At 46.6% G+C, this 16,762-nt stretch carries 14 protein-coding genes; 5 read left to right on the top strand and 9 right to left on the bottom strand.

The features are described 5' to 3' along the window. A partial coding sequence (locus tag QUA42_RS18185; RefSeq protein ID WP_333138849.1) for a tail fiber domain-containing protein occupies positions 1–1,759 on the top strand: 1,759 nt, incomplete at its 5' end. Positions 1,760–1,814: 55 nt separating this feature from the next. Further along, entirely contained in the window at positions 1,815–2,048 is a 234-nt protein-coding gene (locus QUA42_RS18190) for a hypothetical protein (RefSeq protein WP_333138851.1), read from the top strand. A gap of 831 nt (positions 2,049–2,879) precedes the next feature. Here the strand turns inward: QUA42_RS18190 and QUA42_RS18195 are convergent. Further along, on the bottom strand, positions 2,880–4,379 hold the full coding sequence (locus tag QUA42_RS18195) for an O-antigen ligase family protein (RefSeq protein ID WP_333138853.1): 1,500 nt from the start codon (positions 4,377–4,379) through the stop codon (positions 2,880–2,882). A gap of 43 nt (positions 4,380–4,422) precedes the next feature. Further along, on the bottom strand, positions 4,423–5,268 hold the full coding sequence (locus tag QUA42_RS18200; RefSeq protein ID WP_190659331.1) for a YaaW family protein: 846 nt from the start codon (positions 5,266–5,268) through the stop codon (positions 4,423–4,425). Positions 5,269–5,540: 272 nt separating this feature from the next. On the opposite strand from QUA42_RS18200, the gene QUA42_RS18205 reads away from it, so the two are divergent. Beyond that, complete coding sequence (locus QUA42_RS18205; protein WP_333138856.1) at positions 5,541–6,608, top strand: FAD-dependent oxidoreductase; 1,068 nt, start codon at positions 5,541–5,543, stop codon at positions 6,606–6,608. Between the two features lie 377 nt (positions 6,609–6,985). Here QUA42_RS18205 and QUA42_RS18210 read toward each other — a convergent pair whose 3' ends face one another. The 3 genes from QUA42_RS18210 to QUA42_RS18220 all read right to left on the bottom strand — a co-directional run bounded on the left by QUA42_RS18210 (position 6,986) and on the right by QUA42_RS18220 (position 11,301). Beyond that, on the bottom strand, positions 6,986–7,921 hold the full coding sequence (locus QUA42_RS18210; RefSeq protein ID WP_333138858.1) for a polysaccharide deacetylase family protein: 936 nt from the start codon (positions 7,919–7,921) through the stop codon (positions 6,986–6,988). Between the two features lie 494 nt (positions 7,922–8,415). Continuing rightward, positions 8,416–10,005 (bottom strand): bifunctional pantoate--beta-alanine ligase/(d)CMP kinase, encoded by a 1,590-nt coding sequence (locus tag QUA42_RS18215; protein ID WP_333138859.1) that lies wholly within the window; start codon positions 10,003–10,005, stop codon positions 8,416–8,418. 195 nt (positions 10,006–10,200) lie between these two features. Next, entirely contained in the window at positions 10,201–11,301 is a 1,101-nt protein-coding gene (locus QUA42_RS18220; RefSeq protein WP_333138861.1) for a septal ring lytic transglycosylase RlpA family protein, read from the bottom strand. A gap of 471 nt (positions 11,302–11,772) precedes the next feature. On the opposite strand from QUA42_RS18220, the gene purM reads away from it, so the two are divergent. Next, positions 11,773–12,801 carry a phosphoribosylformylglycinamidine cyclo-ligase gene (gene purM / locus QUA42_RS18225; RefSeq protein WP_333138863.1) on the top strand — a complete coding sequence of 343 codons (1,029 nt, stop codon included), beginning with the start codon at positions 11,773–11,775 and terminating at the stop codon, positions 12,799–12,801. A gap of 799 nt (positions 12,802–13,600) precedes the next feature. On the opposite strand, the gene QUA42_RS18230 is transcribed toward purM, so the two are convergent. Together QUA42_RS18230 and QUA42_RS18235 are read right to left on the bottom strand one after the other, a co-directional pair. Then, entirely contained in the window at positions 13,601–13,786 is a 186-nt protein-coding gene (locus QUA42_RS18230; RefSeq protein ID WP_333138865.1) for a Uma2 family endonuclease, read from the bottom strand. 298 nt (positions 13,787–14,084) lie between these two features. After that, positions 14,085–14,708, bottom strand: a complete 624-nt coding sequence (locus QUA42_RS18235; RefSeq protein WP_333138867.1) for a DedA family protein — start codon at positions 14,706–14,708, stop codon at positions 14,085–14,087. Between the two features lie 346 nt (positions 14,709–15,054). On the opposite strand from QUA42_RS18235, the gene QUA42_RS18240 reads away from it, so the two are divergent. Then, positions 15,055–15,399 (top strand): STAS domain-containing protein, encoded by a 345-nt coding sequence (locus QUA42_RS18240; protein WP_333138869.1) that lies wholly within the window; start codon positions 15,055–15,057, stop codon positions 15,397–15,399. A 44-nt stretch (positions 15,400–15,443) separates the two neighbouring features. Here the strand turns inward: QUA42_RS18240 and QUA42_RS18245 are convergent, their stop codons facing one another. Together QUA42_RS18245 and QUA42_RS18250 are read right to left on the bottom strand one after the other, a co-directional pair. Next, positions 15,444–16,094: a hypothetical protein gene (locus QUA42_RS18245; protein ID WP_333138871.1), complete on the bottom strand. Its 651-nt coding sequence runs from the start codon at positions 16,092–16,094 to the stop codon at positions 15,444–15,446. Next, a complete protein-coding gene (locus tag QUA42_RS18250) occupies positions 16,087–16,641 on the bottom strand; it encodes an Npun_F5560 family protein (protein ID WP_333048655.1) in 555 nt (184 codons plus the stop codon). Before QUA42_RS18250 ends, QUA42_RS18245 begins: the two co-directional genes overlap by 8 nt. Positions 16,642–16,762: the final 121 nt, after the last annotated feature.

Raw genomic sequence — 16,762 nt, forward strand, 5'->3', positions numbered from 1 at the left:
TCTTTCCACCACAGGTACTAATGGCAATCTGACTGTTGCAGGTACTAGCACATTGAACGGGAATACCGCGATCGCAGGCACTCTTTCCACCACAGGTACTAATGGCAATCTGACTGTTGCAGGTACTAGCACATTGAACGGGAATACCGCGATCGCAGACACCCTCTCTATAATAGGAATACGAGATGATTATGCTATTGAGGTAACTGGCTCATCGAGCAATGCTAATACATCTACTTCTTTAAGAATTAGAACTGCTTCTATTTCTATAGACAATAGAACAGGCATCAATACCACTATTTTAAACCCGGACGGAAGTTATAAAGCTAAGGTGACTCACGACGTTTGGGAAACTTGGGGTAACTGGCAAGCGTGGGAGACTTTTGTAACCGCCAGTGCAGCAGATGGAGATGTCGTCGTCGTTGCCAGTTCTGGTGCAGTGAGGCCTGTTCTTTCTTTACCAGAAAGCAGAGCCGTCACAACACTACTCGAATTTAGTGGTGCAGTTTATCCGTTCAGCCCAGCTTTCCAAGCCAATGTTTCCTATGCATTGGTGTTTGTGAAAGGACGCAAAATGAGTGCGCAAGAGATGTTTGAAAGAAATGGTAACGTCGCGGTGCTTAGAACGAGCTATAAAAGAATAGCTAGCAGCCTCCTAATCAGAGGAAATACCGCGATCGCAGGCACTCTCTCCGTCACAGGTAGTAATGGTAATTTGATAGTAGCAGGTACTAGCACGTTAACCGGGAAGGTTGGCATTGGAGGTGATACAAGCACAGGTACAGAGAAGCTGAAGGTAACTGGAGATGCCGCGATCGCAGGCGACTTATATCTAGGAAATAATACCAATAATCAAAAATTTGTCATACATCCAAGGACATCCCACTCTGGAGACTTTCTTCAGATAACTTCTGATGCAGCTGATGGAAACTGGGCGTGGAGGGAGGGCATTATTCTAAAGCGAGACGGTAATGTTAGCATTGGTACTATTTATAGCCAGTCCTCAAAGGCTAAGCTGGAAGTAGAGGGTCAAAGGAGTTGGAATGTGACGGGGGCTACCAAGAGTTACCTTAACCAGTCGCCATTGGTCGAGAATCTTGGAACAAGTTTGGGCGTGTCCATTTATGCGAGCAATCGGATTGTCTGTGACGCAGTTAGTGTGTTTTCGGACAAGCGGATTAAAAATATTCAAGGCCGCTCAGAGAGCGCCTCAGATCTTAATACGTTGCTCGGGATCGAGATAACCGACTTCCGTTACAAAGATATGAGTGGCAAAAGCAACGCCTCGCATAAGAAAGTCATTGGCCAGCAGGTCGAAAAAGTCTTTCCTCAATCCGTCAGCAAGCATATTGACGTAGTACCTGATATCTATCAACTTGCACCAATAACGGACGGCTTGGTGGCGTTGGCGACAGACCTGAAACTAGGCGATCGTGTGAAGTTGATTGCGGAGCAGGGAGAAGAAGGTATCTACGAGGTAATAGAGGTAGCCGAAGACAAGTTTCGTACCGCTTTTAAGCCAAAGGGGGACAAAGTATTCGTTTTTGGTCGCGAGGTGAACGACTTTCGTATCGTGGACTATGATGCCATTGCCATGCTCAATGTTTCGGCAACACAGGAACTATACAAACGGCTTGACAGACTACAATTGGAGGTAGAGCAGCTCCAAGCTAGTCTCTATCAAGTTAAGCCAGAAACGCTGGCTGATCAGGCAAGCAATGGTCAACATGCCACCGCAATCCTTTCTGATCTTCCCTAGCATTCGGGCGAGAACACTAACTGAGATAGAAACGGCTTCATTGAACTCATAAACCATGCAAGAAAAACTGCAACAGCGCCTCCAATCCCTTAAAACCGAATACGAGGCAGGTCAAAAAATGCTGGCGGATTTGGAAGCTAAACAAGCCAACTTGCGAGACACGCTCCTCCGCATCAGCGGGGCAATTCAGGTGTTAGAAGAAGCCCTCAGCGAAGCAAACGAATCAGATTTGGCTGACAATGAAGCGGTTCCAGTAGAGGCTGTCAATGCAAAAACAGAAGTAGTCTAGCCAGCTTGGTAAGCTTGATGCTTGATGCCCTTTGTTCGGTTTCTCAAAGGAATGAGCAAAAATGAAATACTCCTTTACCAAATTTTTCAGGGCATGGTTCACTAACCTGCAACATCACATTTTTCGAGACTGGTCTGCCACCAAAACCGAACGTAACAGGCTTGCGCTCAATCAAGCCATTATCAGAGCCGAAAATGAGCTTTGTCAGGCACGTATGCGAGTCATATCATGTCCGGTCTATTGACCGCGATACGGTAGACAGTTAATTAACGTCAATGCTCGACAAATCAGAGGGCTGATTGTCACGCTCCTCCTCCTGTCTTGACTCCCTAGCGATCAATCGATAGTCGTGGGTCAAAACAATCGGGTAGGCGATCGTGGTCTTACATTCAGGTAAGCCCAAGATTCACTCCCGCTATAGCAAGCCCCAGATTTACAGTGTACAACTTTATTTTCTCAACTTTGACTCATTCACTGCACTAATTCTCCGCTAGTGTACAACTTTAATTTCTAAAATTCCGTACTAACTTACGCCATAGCAGTGATTTGCTCGATTTTCAGTGTACAACTTTATTTTCAGAATACATCATTTGTACGCTGAAAATAAAGTTGTACGCTGAAAATAGCTGGAACTATTGACACAGCCTACAAAATTTTAAGGTTAAAGTTGTACGCTAAGCGCTGAAAGCTTTGCCCAATAAGCGTTTCGGATTAGTGTACAACTTTATTTGCGTTTAACATCATTAGTGGGTTGTTGGTTGTTGGTTGTTCGTTCTAATAACCAATAACCGATGCCCGATGCCCGATGCCCGATGCCCAATGCCCGATCGCCTATTCCCTCTGGCTGACTCCGCAAATTGCGGCTAACAGCAACCAGCTTGTAGTATTGAGTCGAAAATCAAACAGCGTCACATCTACAGTGTTAAAAAGCGTACAGGCGGCGAAGGCTAATAAATAACTGAAAAAAATTAGGCGATCGGCCGCTATTACATCTTGATAAGCAACCTCGTTTGTGATATGAATTATAGATTTTTGATGGCTCAATAAAGCATTTTTTGCTACTTCCTGTGTTGCTATTTTCTCGTGTTTGATATTCGCAGGAAAAAGCGACCAATTCGCCAGCAGCCAAACACCCCTAGCCAAAACCCAGCCGACTAAACTAAACAACAGAAGCGTTGCCGGTATTCCCGTTTCGGCCGTCAACATCAGTATCAAACTGTGAGGATGACCAAGCCATTCTTGCATTTGAGCTTGATAGAGAGGCGTAAAATTTCGCAGTCCCCAACCAGTCCAAGGACGCTGCTGAGTCATAGACCAAGCAAATTCCCACTGAGTTTTTCTCAAAGTGGCAGTCGGCCGGTTTGGGAACATCTCGTCGGTGAGTCTAGCCCAAAAGAAAGCCGGAACAATTCTTCGTAAAGATTGCCGCAGTGGTTCTGGGCCAAAGGCAGACAAAAAAATTGTGCTAGCCACACTCAAAACCGCAGCTAAGAATTTTTTATAACCCGCATAAAATGCAAAAGCCAAAACTGCCAAAACTGCCAGTCCCCAAGCATTGCGAGAATTAGTAAAAATCAAAGCCACAGCATTTCCGAACACGGCCAAACTTAACAATAGGAAGCGGTAATTGGGAATTGGGAATTGGGAATTGGGCATTGGTAAGTGGTGACGACTGACAACTGCCAACTGACAACTGCCAACTGACAACTGACAACTGACTTCTTCCATCCACAGTCCCAGTGCTAAAATAAAAGCAATTGTCAGATAGCAAGCTAAAATATTAGCGTACATAAATACAGAAGCCATACGGCCGGGGGGATTGCCTTGGGGTGCGAGTACCCAGCCAAAAACAGGCTGCAATTGCTCGATGCCACTCCAGCCTAAAAATTGCTGTCCCAGGCCTAAAATTATCACTGGAATTGAACTAATTAAAATAATCCAAGACAATTGTCGCAATTGAGGCAAAGTTTGAATTAAACTGCTGAAAGCAGCAAACAATATAAAGAATGGCAAGAAATTGTACAACCCTATAAAAGCCTCAATGCGGTTGTGGGCAAAAACGGCTGTGATGACTAGCAACGCGCTCAGAATTGCGAATCCTTGATTCAGCGGGCGGCGACTAATTTGAGGGAACTTTTGCTTGCAAGTGCCGGCCAATCCCAGGAATAAACCTAAAGCTCCCAAAATCGGAATTAAGGGAAAAATCAGCATCCCCACTTGGGCGAAATTCCAAGGGATTTGCAGGCGGGGATCTGGATGTTTTTGGAGGCTAAACTTGAGATTTTCGGCTGTCTGTTTGGCAGCTAATTTCAACCGATTTTTGATATTCACCCACACTCCCAATCTCAAATCTAAAATCTACAATTTACCATCGTTAAGCTAGTTCCCAGACGCATTCCGATCGCGTCAGGCGTATTTGAGCTAAGGCAAAAATGGTCGGGATAATGCGGCCGTAGTTCGTGGAAATCGATCGCCAACCCAAATCCGCTAAAAACCAAGTCCACATCACCGGGCCGACCAACGAAAATACGCTCCGCGTCGCACCGTAACGAGCTGCACTCACCGCCATACCGCGCCGCGCCGTCTGAATTGCGACATAATTTTGAAACTGGGTTGCTGCAGTTGCAGTGCCTGCAAGCACTCCTTGTTTTGCCATTTGATAGGTGGCAAAATGCAGCGCAAATTGATTGGCCATTAGTTTGAGCAGCATTGGTTTTAAGATGGAACTAACAGCTAAAGCGCTGCCACCTTTGAACAGCAAACCGAGCGGGTCTTTTTCTGCCGAAATTGGCAGGGGTTCTGAGAGTTTAGAATCAACGATCGCTCGCTGTACGCGCACTGTCAGCGCTTGCTGTTCATCTGCCGGTAAACGCTTCCACGCGCGGCCCATTAAGTGCAGAAATACTTCTGCCTCTAAGTCGGTGGTTGACAACTGTCTGGGATAAGGGATTTTGAGATAGCGACAAACTTGAATTAGTGCTTGTCTGTAAGTTACTTGTTGGGTTCGCCCTCTGAGTACCGTCAACCCGTCGGCTGCAAGATAGCGAAACCGCTGTTCTACCGCGTCGAGCCATGCTTGGCGATCGCGACTTTGTACATCTATCGGTGCGGGGGTTTGCACGTAATCTAAAGGGTTAAACTTGCGACTGAACAGAAGTTCTGTTAGTTGCTGCAATTCTTCTTCTGTTGTCAATTCGAGTGCTGCTCTGAGTTCGTCCAAAATTTGGCCCTCCCCTATGCGATTTTAGATTTTAGATTTTAGATTTTAGATTGCTGCTGGTTGACAACCATTAGGATTTAGGATTTACCTACAGTGGCATTTTTTGATTTGGTCTTAATCATGGATTCGTGCTGTCCTTTATTCTACTACTTGGTGCAGGGCGATGGCGTCGGGCCCCGGAAGCTACGGCTCTTTTGAGTCGTGGGTAAGGTACAAATTCAGCTCGCAGCCTTTAAGCTGATGTTTAGATTCACAAGGCTGACTGATTGATTATGTTCGATGTTGCGGTGATTGGTGCGGGTATGGCGGGGCTCAGTTGCGCTCAACGGTTGCGTCAAGCTGGTTATTCTGTGGCTGTTGTTGAGAAATCTCGCGGCGCGGGGGGACGTGTTGCTACCCGCCGCGTACAGGGTACTAGGGCAGATCACGGCGCGCGGTATCTGGAACCGCAGGGGGAGGCGGTGCAGGGGTTAATTGACGCTTTGGTCGATCGGGATATCCTCAAACTCTGGACTGATACTGTCTGGGAATTCATACAGGGAGAACTTTCTGCTATTCCTAATTCTTGTTATGTCGCACCTGCGGGTATGAATGCTATCGGTAAGTATCTGGCTGAGGATTTAGAGATTTGGTTTGGCCGCCGCGTACAAGCTATTTCTACTACAGATAACCAAATGTGGCATCTTTCCCTAGAAGTCACTAATGACAATTTACAGACGCCTCAAGAATTGATTGCTAAGGCTGTTGTGGTGGCAATTCCTGCACCTCAAGCTTTAATGTTTTTGGATGCTGAAATCGGTTTGCAATCTGATTTTATTGACAAATTGCGTTCTGTGGAGTACGACCCTTGCATTACTGTTATGGCTGGCTATTCTGCGGCAAAACAGCAAGATTTAAGCAATCTAAATCCGCAGTGGAAATCTGTTTCTTTTCCCGATAATGCTGATTTAGCTTGGGTTGGTTTGGACAACAGCAAACGGCTCAATCTGCAGCCGCCGGTGTTTGTGGTTCACAGCAGCGCAAATTTTGCAGAACGCTATTTAGAAGCTGCTGATTTGGAAACTGTCGGTCAGGAATTGCTTTCGAGAGCTTCTGAATATTTAATCCCTTGGCTCAAAAAGCCAGAATGGTTGCAGGTTCACCGCTGGCGCTATGCTTTTTGTGGAAATCCTTTGCCTGTTTCTTGTTTGCCTGCTGGGGGGAATTTGCCGCTAGTTTGTGCGGGGGATTTGTGCGGTGAAGGTCAAATAGAAGCTGCTTTGCGATCGGGTTTGGCGGCGGCTATTTGGGTGAATTCTCAGTTGCAGGATTTGCCATTAGATTCAACCCTAAATTGGTAATATGGCTAAAGTTAATGTATCGATTTTTCCTCTAACGCTATGATTGCCATCCCGTCTGGGTTTAGCCAAGAAAATCACCTTGCCCTCGAACCTGATAATACCGTCCGGCATGAATAACGGATGTTAGGAAGAAGGAATAAGGAAGTTCGGCAACGGATTCGCTTTCTTCGGATGTAACGGATGTCAGGAAGAAGGAAGAAGGAAGAAGGAAGAAGGGAAATGCAATTATAGCAATGGTTTCAGTAGTTAAGAAGGTCGCCTGGAATCGGGCGCGGTTACTACTTCTTCCTTCTTCGTTCGGCTAGAGTTATGAAAAATTAATCTAACGACATACAAAAAAATGGAAAAATGGTGTAATATCCCACTTTTCCCAATTTTTATTTTTGTGCAGTTTCCTGCTGTTCTAAGTCTTGTTCTTGCATCTGCAATAACTCGGGAACTGTTACGAAACTGTACCCTTCATTTCTCAATCGAGCAATAATATCCGGCAAAGCTTTGACAGTTCTCGCTCGATTGCCGCCGCCGTCGTGCATCAGCACAATGCCGCCGGAATTTGCCTGCCTCATCACGTTGTCTATCAAAGATTCCGTAAGAGTTCGCCAATCAAAAGAATCAGCAGACCACATCACAACGGCATAATTTTTATTTTGAGCATAAGTGGCCAATCCATTGTTTAAAATGCCTCCCGGTGGGCGGAACATGGATGTTTGGATGCCGGTCAACTCCTCAATTAAGGATGAAGTGCGATCGATCTCGCGAGCGGCACCGTCTTCGTTATACTGAAGGTATTCATGGTTCCAAGTGTGATTGCCGATCGCGTGACCGGCTGCTGCGACCTGTTGGCCAATTTCGGGAGAATTTTTAAGGTATTTTCCTACCCAGAAAAATGTAGCCTTAATATTATTTTCCTTGAGAATATCTAGGATTTGTGTAGTTGTTTTCGGCCAGGGGCCGTCGTCAAATGTCAGGGCTATCGCCTTGCGCTGGGAGTCGAGTTTCGCATGACGAATGGTTGTACCTTGAAACTGCGACGGTACGGCTGATTGAAATCGGATTGCCTGCACTTGGGCTAGAGCATTTTGGGAAAATTGAACTCGATTGGCGATCGCCTGGGAGAACTTATTAATAGTGGACATCGGCTGTTGTTCTTGCGACTGGGATACGGCTAAGACTTGCGCCTGAATCGGTTGCAATGGCTGATTGGCCCGGAAGTTAATTGGCCATGTCACACCCAGCAAAAAACTTCCTGTTGCTGCCATCAAAGCAACGATTAAATTTTTTCGCCGCCTCCACAGCCGTTTCAATTTTGTCACGTCATTGTCTCCTTCACACCTTGTACAGTTAATTTGAGATTTTATGTTGATATCAAGTTAATCCACTTAAGAGAATAATCTTAAATTGGACTGCCAGTAAAAATGCTACTGGAAATAACCGATCGTGGGTAAGTCCGTCCGGATAAAAAAATTTAAGATTTGTGCGCCAGAAATGCCCTAACCCATGAAAACGCGGGATGGTTGAACTTTTTCCCAGCCAGGGGGACGGTGCTCAAATCGGATTCATGGCACGATATTCTTAAAGACTCAGCCCGCAGCGGCGCGCGTCCCTACCTGACACTGCAAGTTGGTTTAACGTGAGATGTTGCACTATTGTTAATAAGCCTTTCAAGGGCGGGCTAGAAGATCCCACGCCACAATAAAATTTAGTCTTTGTGGGATAGACCCGAAAGCCTGTTAAGCGAGAATGCTGCAAGATGTGAGTTTAACCCGATTTGATATGAGGGCGATCGCGCGCCCTCAGGGTCGTAAAATTAACTTTTAGGGCCGATTCTCTCTTTGTACAAGCCGACAATCCGATCGATAACTTCAGCAACAGTCAGATGGTCTGTTTGAATTTCCACAGCATCCGCCGCTTTACGCAAAGGTGCAACCTCGCGGGTGCTGTCCTTTTCGTCCCGCAGGGCGATGTCTTGTTCCAATTGGGCCAAGCTAATATTAGCCCGATCGGTATCTTTAAGTTCTAACAGCCGCCTGCGCGATCGCTCTTGTACCGAAGCCGTCAAAAAAATCTTGAGTTCCGCATCGGGAAAGACGTTAGTGCCGATATCGCGGCCTTCTGCTATAATCCCGCCTTTTGTGCCGCAGCGCCGCTGTTCCTCCACCAGAAACTGCCGCACGGCGGGAATTGCCGCCATTTCCGAGACGCGGGAAGTCACTTCCAAACTTCGAATTGCCTCGGTTACGTCTTCGCCGTTAATCTTCAACATCTTTGATGCGGGATCGAGGTTGTATTCCAAATAACTGGAACTGATTAATTCGGCGATCGCGCATTCGTCGGAAATCGGCGTGTCTGTTTTCAATGCCAGCCAAGTCAGCGCCCGATACATCGCGCCGGTATCGAGATAAAACAAGTTCAAAGCTGTTGCTGCAAGGCGAGTTACTGTAGATTTGCCTGCTCCCGCCGGGCCGTCGATCGCCACAATGGGCCGACGATTCCTGAGAATTATATTGTCAATCAAACGAGTAGAGCCAACTCTGGCGGCCACGGCTAAAAGTCCCGCTGTTTCCACAACCTGCAACGGCGTCAAAGTGTCGGGATCGACGAGTTCGGTGTATTCGAGCTTTACTGCGGACTCTCCTGCGACTGCTGCGTGGGCGGCAGCGAGTGCGGCCGCTGCGCTGCGATCCCCTGAAGCAAAAGTTTCCGAGGCTTGTTGCAGCGCGCGGTAGAGTACGGAGGCTTGCTGTTTTTGCTCTGCTGTTAAATACTGATTGCGAGAACTCATTGCCAGTCCGGACTCTTCGCGGACGATCGGACAAGCGACAATCTCTACAGGCAAGTTAAAATCAAAGGCCAGCTTCCGAATAATTGCTAGCTGCTGGGCGTCTTTTTGACCGAAATAAGCTTTTGTCGGCTGCACCAAACTCAAAAGTTTAGTAACAATTGCCGCGACTCCCTGAAAATGACCGGGCCTTGCTTTGCCACACAAAACCGATGTCATGGCTGGTGGCGGCACTACTTGAGTTAAGGATGAAAGGTGAATCTCTATCTGTTTTTGGGCGGTTTGCTCTGTTTCTGCGCCGACTGCTTGATGGCCGAACATTTCCGTTGCTGAGGGAGCAAATATGGCGTCAACCCCAGCTTGTTCGCACAACAGCCGATCTTGCTCAAAATTCCGAGGATAATCTTGAAAATCTTCTGTCGGCCCAAATTGCAGCGGGTTGACAAAAATGCTGACCAGGGCGACCGCATTTTCTTGCCTTGCCCGCTGGATCAAGCTCAGATGTCCTGCGTGCAAAGCTCCCATCGTCGGCACCAAACCGACTGTCACATGAGGTTCAGCAGACTTTTGTAAATTTAAGTAGCAGCGAAGTGCTGCAATGGTAGTAAACAGGCGCACCGGTAGAATCTCCTGAAGGCATTCGGCAGAATGCAGAGTTTATTTGTCAGAATTTGTTCGACTTGACATCTTGCACCATCCTCAAGAACAGGCTTTCGGGCTTCTTCCACAAAGAATGGTGCAAGATGTCAGTTTTATTCTACTTTCTGCCTTCTACACTTCGGATAACTTTTGTATTCTGCCTGAGAGTGGCCTTCAGCGTCCAACAGTTGTTTGCTGTGGCGGTTCGATCACTTCGATTTCCACTCTGGCAACGCCACTGCTGATCATTCCTAGCACGTTGGCTGCGCCGGCGGACAAGTCAATGAGCCGATCGCCCACATAGGGGCCGCGGTCATTAATGCGGACAACCACGGTGCGGCCGTTGTCGAGATTTCTCACCATGACTCTAGTTCCGAATGGCAAATTTGGGTGGGCTGCGGTCAAATCATTTTGGTTGAAACGCTCGCCGCTGGCGCTGAGGTTGCCGTTAAATCCTGGGCCGTACCAGGAAGCCCAGCCGCTGAGGCGCACTTGAACTGGGCCCAGAGACAGCACGGACCGTTCTGGTTGGGGTTGGCCTGCGACTTCTTCCAGGGGTGGGGCGTTGCCCAGAAGTCGGCGGAGGCGATTGGTTGCTTGCAGGGCGTCTCGGCTAAAGTCGCTGGTGGTGTCGGGGAGGATGGTTTCGGCGTTGATGTTTACCAAGTCCTCGCCGTTTGCCTGGATAATGTAGCTATCGCCTTTTTCCCACTTAACGGTAATGCTGTTGGGATCGATGTTGTTGCGGGCTAGCTCATTGAGTCTTGCTGCTAAGCTTGATGCCCGCCAAACTGGATCGGGTTCTTGGTTGCTAGAGTTGCTGGCAATGTTTCCAACTTTGGGATTTTCTCTGGCGCCCGCTACTTTTGACGGACTGCTAACACCGGCTTGGCTGTTGCCAGTTTCTCCCAAAGGCGTGTTTGTTTCCGGATTCGCGTTCAGAAAGGTGATGACTGGAATGTTTCGCACGTAGACTGTCGCTGCTTGTCGCCCGCCTAAGTCGTGGGGCTGAATTTTGGCGATCGAGTCTCGGGCAATTTCAGCTCTTGCTTGATACTGATACTGTCCGACTTTTTGCGCTTCGACCCGAGTAGCGTTTAACTGCTGGGACGGTTGGGTGGCAATTACTTGCTCGGAAACCTGAGAGTTTTGGTTGTCGGCACCTGTTGCTTGTGCGTGACAAGAGGATGCCGTTCCTACCACAGGAACTAACAGGACAGCGAGTAGACCACCAACAAATTTTTCCTTCATACGTCCATTTTTGTGAATAGCCATTGCCAACCGAGATTGGAGGATTGGCCATTTGGCGGCGGGCGTCAAGGATTTCTCTCTTGCCCTTCGCCATTCCCCCGTGAGTCAAAGCAAAGTATCCGGGTGCGTTTTTGCTTTAATGCTTCCGCCCCAAAAAAAATTGGCGGAAACTTCCCTGACACTTGACAACTCGTACTCGATCCGCAATTTGTGTTTTGTTCACGAACTGCAACAGACTACCACAAACTTTTGTGGTTGGGGATCGCTGCGATCGCGATTTTCACCAAATCTTCATGAAATTTTCTCAAAACCCTCTATCATAAAATCCTTTAGTTCCAGTGCTTACAGCGGTTTCAGTCATTACGGAAAAATTTACAAAAATTTACAAAAATTTAGTGTATTTTGTGGGCTACGAAATGGCTAGTCTTAAAAAAGCTGTTTGTCAACTGTTATGGGAATAAACTAAAAATTAGAAGAAATCGATTTGGCGGACTTATGGATTATCGAGAAGCAGGTGTGGATGTTGAGGCGGGCAGAGCTTTTGTCTCGCGCATCGGGAGTATGGTCAAGAGCACGCACCGATCGGGAGTTTTGGGCGGATTCGGCGGGTTTAGCGGGTTTTTCAGCGTCCCGGAGGGTTTAAAAGAGCCGGTGATGGTTTCGGGTACTGACGGCGTTGGGACTAAGTTGAAATTGGCCCACAATCTTGATCGGCACGACACGGTAGGTATCGACTTGGTGGCGATGTGCGTCAACGACGTACTGACATCCGGGGCCGAACCCCTCTTTTTTCTCGATTATTTAGCCACGGGAAAGTTAAATCCCGAACAATTAGCTGCCGTGGTGGCCGGGATTGCTGACGGTTGCAAGCAAGCGGGCTGTGCTTTGTTGGGCGGGGAAACGGCAGAAATGCCCGGTTTTTACCAAGCGGGTGAGTACGATTTGGCTGGGTTTTGTGTGGGAATTGTCGAAAAGAGTAAATTGTTAGACGGTTCGCAGGTGCGGGTAGGAGATGTGGCTGTGGGGCTGGCGAGTTCGGGCGTACACAGCAACGGTTTTAGTTTGGTGAGAAAAATTGCGGGCGATTTAGGTTTTGATTGGAATTCCCAACCCGAAAAGTTAGGCGGCCAAAGCTTAGGAGAAGTGCTGCTAACTCCGACTACAATTTATGTTAAACCAGTCCTCGAAGCAATTAAGAGCGGTTTAGATATTCACGGCATGGCTCACATTACGGGCGGCGGTTTGCCGGAAAATTTGCCCCGCTGTTTGGGAGCAAATCAATCTGTGAAAATCGACAGCAATAGCTGGCCAAATTTGCCAATTTTCCAGTGGATTGCTGAAGCGGGCCAAGTTGCCACAGCAGATATGTTCAATACTTTTAATATGGGGATTGGCTTTGTGCTGTTGCTCGATTCCAGGGAAGTAGAACAGGCTGTTAAATGGTTTGAATCTCAGGGAATTGGTGCGTTCGCGATCGGGGAAGTGATTGAGGGGAAAGGAGAATTGATCGTGGATAATGGATAATGGGTAATGGGTAATTAGTAAGAAGCAATCACATGGTCTGAAGATTGCTTCGCTTTTTTTATTCGTTAACAGACAATCTAAATCTGCCTTCATCTGTGTATATCTGCGGTTAAATTTATAATTATGAAAGTAACCGCAGAGGACACAGAGGAAGAAAGAGAAAAAGGAATTCACAACAGATGACTTGTTGCTACAATTTTAAATTAGATAGAAATAATCTGTTGTGCTTTTAAATACGGTATAATTCCAAATTATTTGAGTTAATTAGTGCAAAACTACCCGCCAAGAATTCTCTTACTCCCAAACAAATAGAGCAACTGCAATAAGCATTAAAATAAGATAAAAAAGGAAATTTTATATCAAAAAATATGCTTTTGTTATTTCTAAATGACCGAACTGATCAAGCTAAAATTGCTTAAATTTTGGGTTGCATCGTAAATAAGGTGTTTAATTGGTGTATTCAGGAACATCCAGAGAATCTAGAAATGTATACTACTATTTTCTGTCCGAAAATAGCCTATTGAAGGAATCTCAAAGCTTTGATTTAACGCCCTTGATTACGTAAGTCCTGAATATATTGCTAATGGACTGTTTAAAGTAATTGAAGAGCTAGAGTATTTATTACATCGCCTTTCAGCGAACATCCTGATTATTGCGATCGCACTTCTTCTCCTCCCTTGTTTGCAGCAGTCTGTGAATTATAATTATAGCGATCGAGTTTTTGAAATCCTATTTCACTCAATCGAGGAACATCCTCATACTAACCAGAGATTGGACAGTGAAAATTCATACTAGCCAACTATACACATTCCCCCTCGCCGCAGGAAGAAAAAACCCAACGTTCGGTCGCATCCCGACGGTAACAATCCACATTCATCACTGGGTGACTGATGAATACATATTCTTGTATAGTTGAGAGCAATCGATAATCCGCAAATTTATCTCCTCTGTCAAACGCCTCAGTTGTGGGAGATAAGACTTCCACTTTATATGATGTTATGTTAATTACCAATAAAAATATTTTGTAGTAAGGACTTTAGTCTTTGTTGACTAATATTTTCCCTATTCATGACCGAATTACTCACTACAAACTTGATGATTGTGATGCCATAAATTATCCCTACAAACTTGATGATTGTGAGGACAGAAGTCATGACTTATTAATAGGGGATTGGCAACCATTAGACTTTTTGCAAAAATAGATAATATCTGCGTTCATTTGCGTTTGTCTGCGGTTAAAAACAGAAAATCCCGAATTCTTGCAAAAAGTCTAACCACTAATCTTACTTAGTCTTGTCCAAACTCCGCGACTCCAACCAAATAGGAATTGCAATCCAAGCAACTGCTAACAGCAAAGCAAATACCGCAAATTGAGCAGCCCAAGCTACCAATTTCTCTAAAGACACAACTTGTCCCAAGAAGTAGGACAAACTTACCATTACAGATGCCCAGCTTGCAGCACCCAGAATATTGAACAGCGAAAATTTCCAAAAAGGCATTTCTGCAATACCTGCTAGGGGGCTAGCAAAAATTCGCAGCAATGCGATGAAACGGCCCAAAAATACGGCTTTAGCTGCATTTTTGCTAAACTGTTCTTTTAAGTCAAACAGTTGTTCTTCTCGAAAGCGGAAAAATTGTCCCAGCTTCAGCAGCAGTGGCCAGCCGCCGTACCTGCCGATCGCATAACCAAAATTTCCCCCCAATGTAGCACCGGCGATCGCACTGCCGAGCACAAACCAGTAATTCAGTTCCCCGCTGCCAGCTAAAAACCCGCCAGCAATCGTAATAGTCTCGCCTGGAAGAGGAACTCCCAGATTTTCCAGCAAAATTCCCAGAAACACTGCCCAGTAGCCGTAATCACGCGCAAACTGCTGAATAGTCTCTAACGATAAAAACTCAAAAGACATTCGATACTGCCTTCGTAAACTTTTGCAAAGCTCAATACATTTATATATTGGCTCGATTCAGCCAATAGTGCAATCTTTCGCTGTGATGAAGAACACACTGTTGTCGCGATCGCTAATCCAACTAAAAATTAGCCTTTCAGGCATACTAGAGGAATAGAGAATTGTTGCGGTTGCGTTCCGCGCGATCGCTAGTCAGTTTTCTACTAAATTTATCACAACGCATCTCCCCACCGATTCCCTAGCCCGATCGCGCCTCCTAAAACATACGCTGAAATTCCCTGAGTCTCTCTTGAGAGTCAGCAACTAAACTAACTTATTCATACTTTACGATCGTAGGATAACTGCTATGGAATTTCCCAACCTCAACCCACCCATCGTCCTTCAACCTCACAACTGCCTCGACTCCCAAGCCGGCAGCCTCCTCCAGCAACAGCTAGCCGAGATTGTGCCCGATCGCCACAAACTCTGGGTAATAGACATGGCCGCCGTAGATTTCATCGACAGTTCCGGGATTTGCGCCTTAGTCGGCGGACTCAACGCCGCCCGCCACCGGGGATGCCGCCTCGTCATCTGCAACCTCTCAGCCACAGTCAAGCTAATTTTTGAAATTACTCAACTCGACCAACTCTTTGAAATCTTCGACAGTTTCGAGCAAGTTATCTCCACTGAAACTCCGGCTTTAGTTGCTTGATTAAAATGAGATCCCTAGTTTAAATCTCAAATTTCCAAGAGACTTCAAGCAACCGCAGAGTTAATTTCAATATCATAAATAGGTTTATTTGTCAAGCAATACCAATGACAAAGAAATAAATCCGGCACTTGAACGCCGACAGAAGCGATCGCAGGTGCAGCCGGAAAAGGCCAAAGTCGATCGAAACAAATCCTTTCCCCTACAAACCCGAACTGCATCAAATAAGTCGCAGGCGGCGCATTTAAAAGATTCAGCAAGCCGTAAGCCAACTCATACAACTGCTGTCGCCAAACATCCGACAAATGCACCGGCTGAGAGTAACTCAACTCGCCAGACTGCTTGTCCGGTTCCCCACCGATCACCTCAGCATACAGTGGCCCCTTTGCCGTCAACACCACAGGCAGCCACAAATTGCCACCCCCGACGGGAAAAAGCAAGTCCTGAGATACTCGATCGCGCGCCAGCGAAACATTTCCGCAAAATCTAAACACATCTTGAGCCGGAAAAACCAAATTTTCTGGCACATCCAGCGTCAAAGGACAAACGATCGCCCCATCCGAAGCTATCGCGCCAGAATTGAGTTCCGAAACCCCACAGATATTTACTTCAGTTAAAGGATGAGATTGAGCGATCGCCGCCTTGAGACTTGTGGCCGGGCCTTTCTCACCACCCGCGACAATCAAAACCTTAGACATTGCCAAAGCTCGGCATTTGAATTCCTCGATCGTCCTCAGCATCGACGCTCGGCAGATCCAAGCCCTTAGCCTTGCGGTTCCGCACAGCTAGACGGTAAGTTACGCTTTGCAACTCTGTGTGCAACTGGCGGTTTTCCTTTTGCAGTTGCTCCAACTTTTCCTTAATCGGCTCGATGCGCTCGGCAAACTTCTGGCGGTAAACCCCTGGCAATTCCTGAACCACCTGTTCTAGCATCCTAGAGCGATCCGTCAATTCTTGCACCGACTGCCGCAGTTGGTAAACCTCAGCATCCCGCTCGGCGATTTGTTCTTGATAAAAACCCACCTGTTCTTCAACAGCTTGGAGTTGTTCCCGCATTGCCTGCATTTGAGCTTGGTGGCGATCGGAAACTTCCGGCGCCGGCACAAAACTAGAATTGCCCTTCACCAGCCGGAAAAGTTCTTGAGATAACTGTTGCACCAATTGGTCGCGCATTTGCAGCTCTTCGGTGAGACGAGATACCTCTGATTGCAATTCTTTTGAGCTTACAAGTTTAGTTTGATTCACGATGACTCTCAGCTTTTGTTATATAATGTGTTTCTATTTAAAAATATCTTCCCCTTACCGCAGAGGCAAGAGGCACTTCAAAAGTTTTGAACCCATTAGGCTAAATCGAGCCAGCGGCCCG

The organism is Microcoleus sp. Pol11C2, from assembly GCF_036701505.1.
In the GTDB taxonomy this organism is placed as follows: domain Bacteria; phylum Cyanobacteriota; class Cyanobacteriia; order Cyanobacteriales; family Microcoleaceae; genus Microcoleus.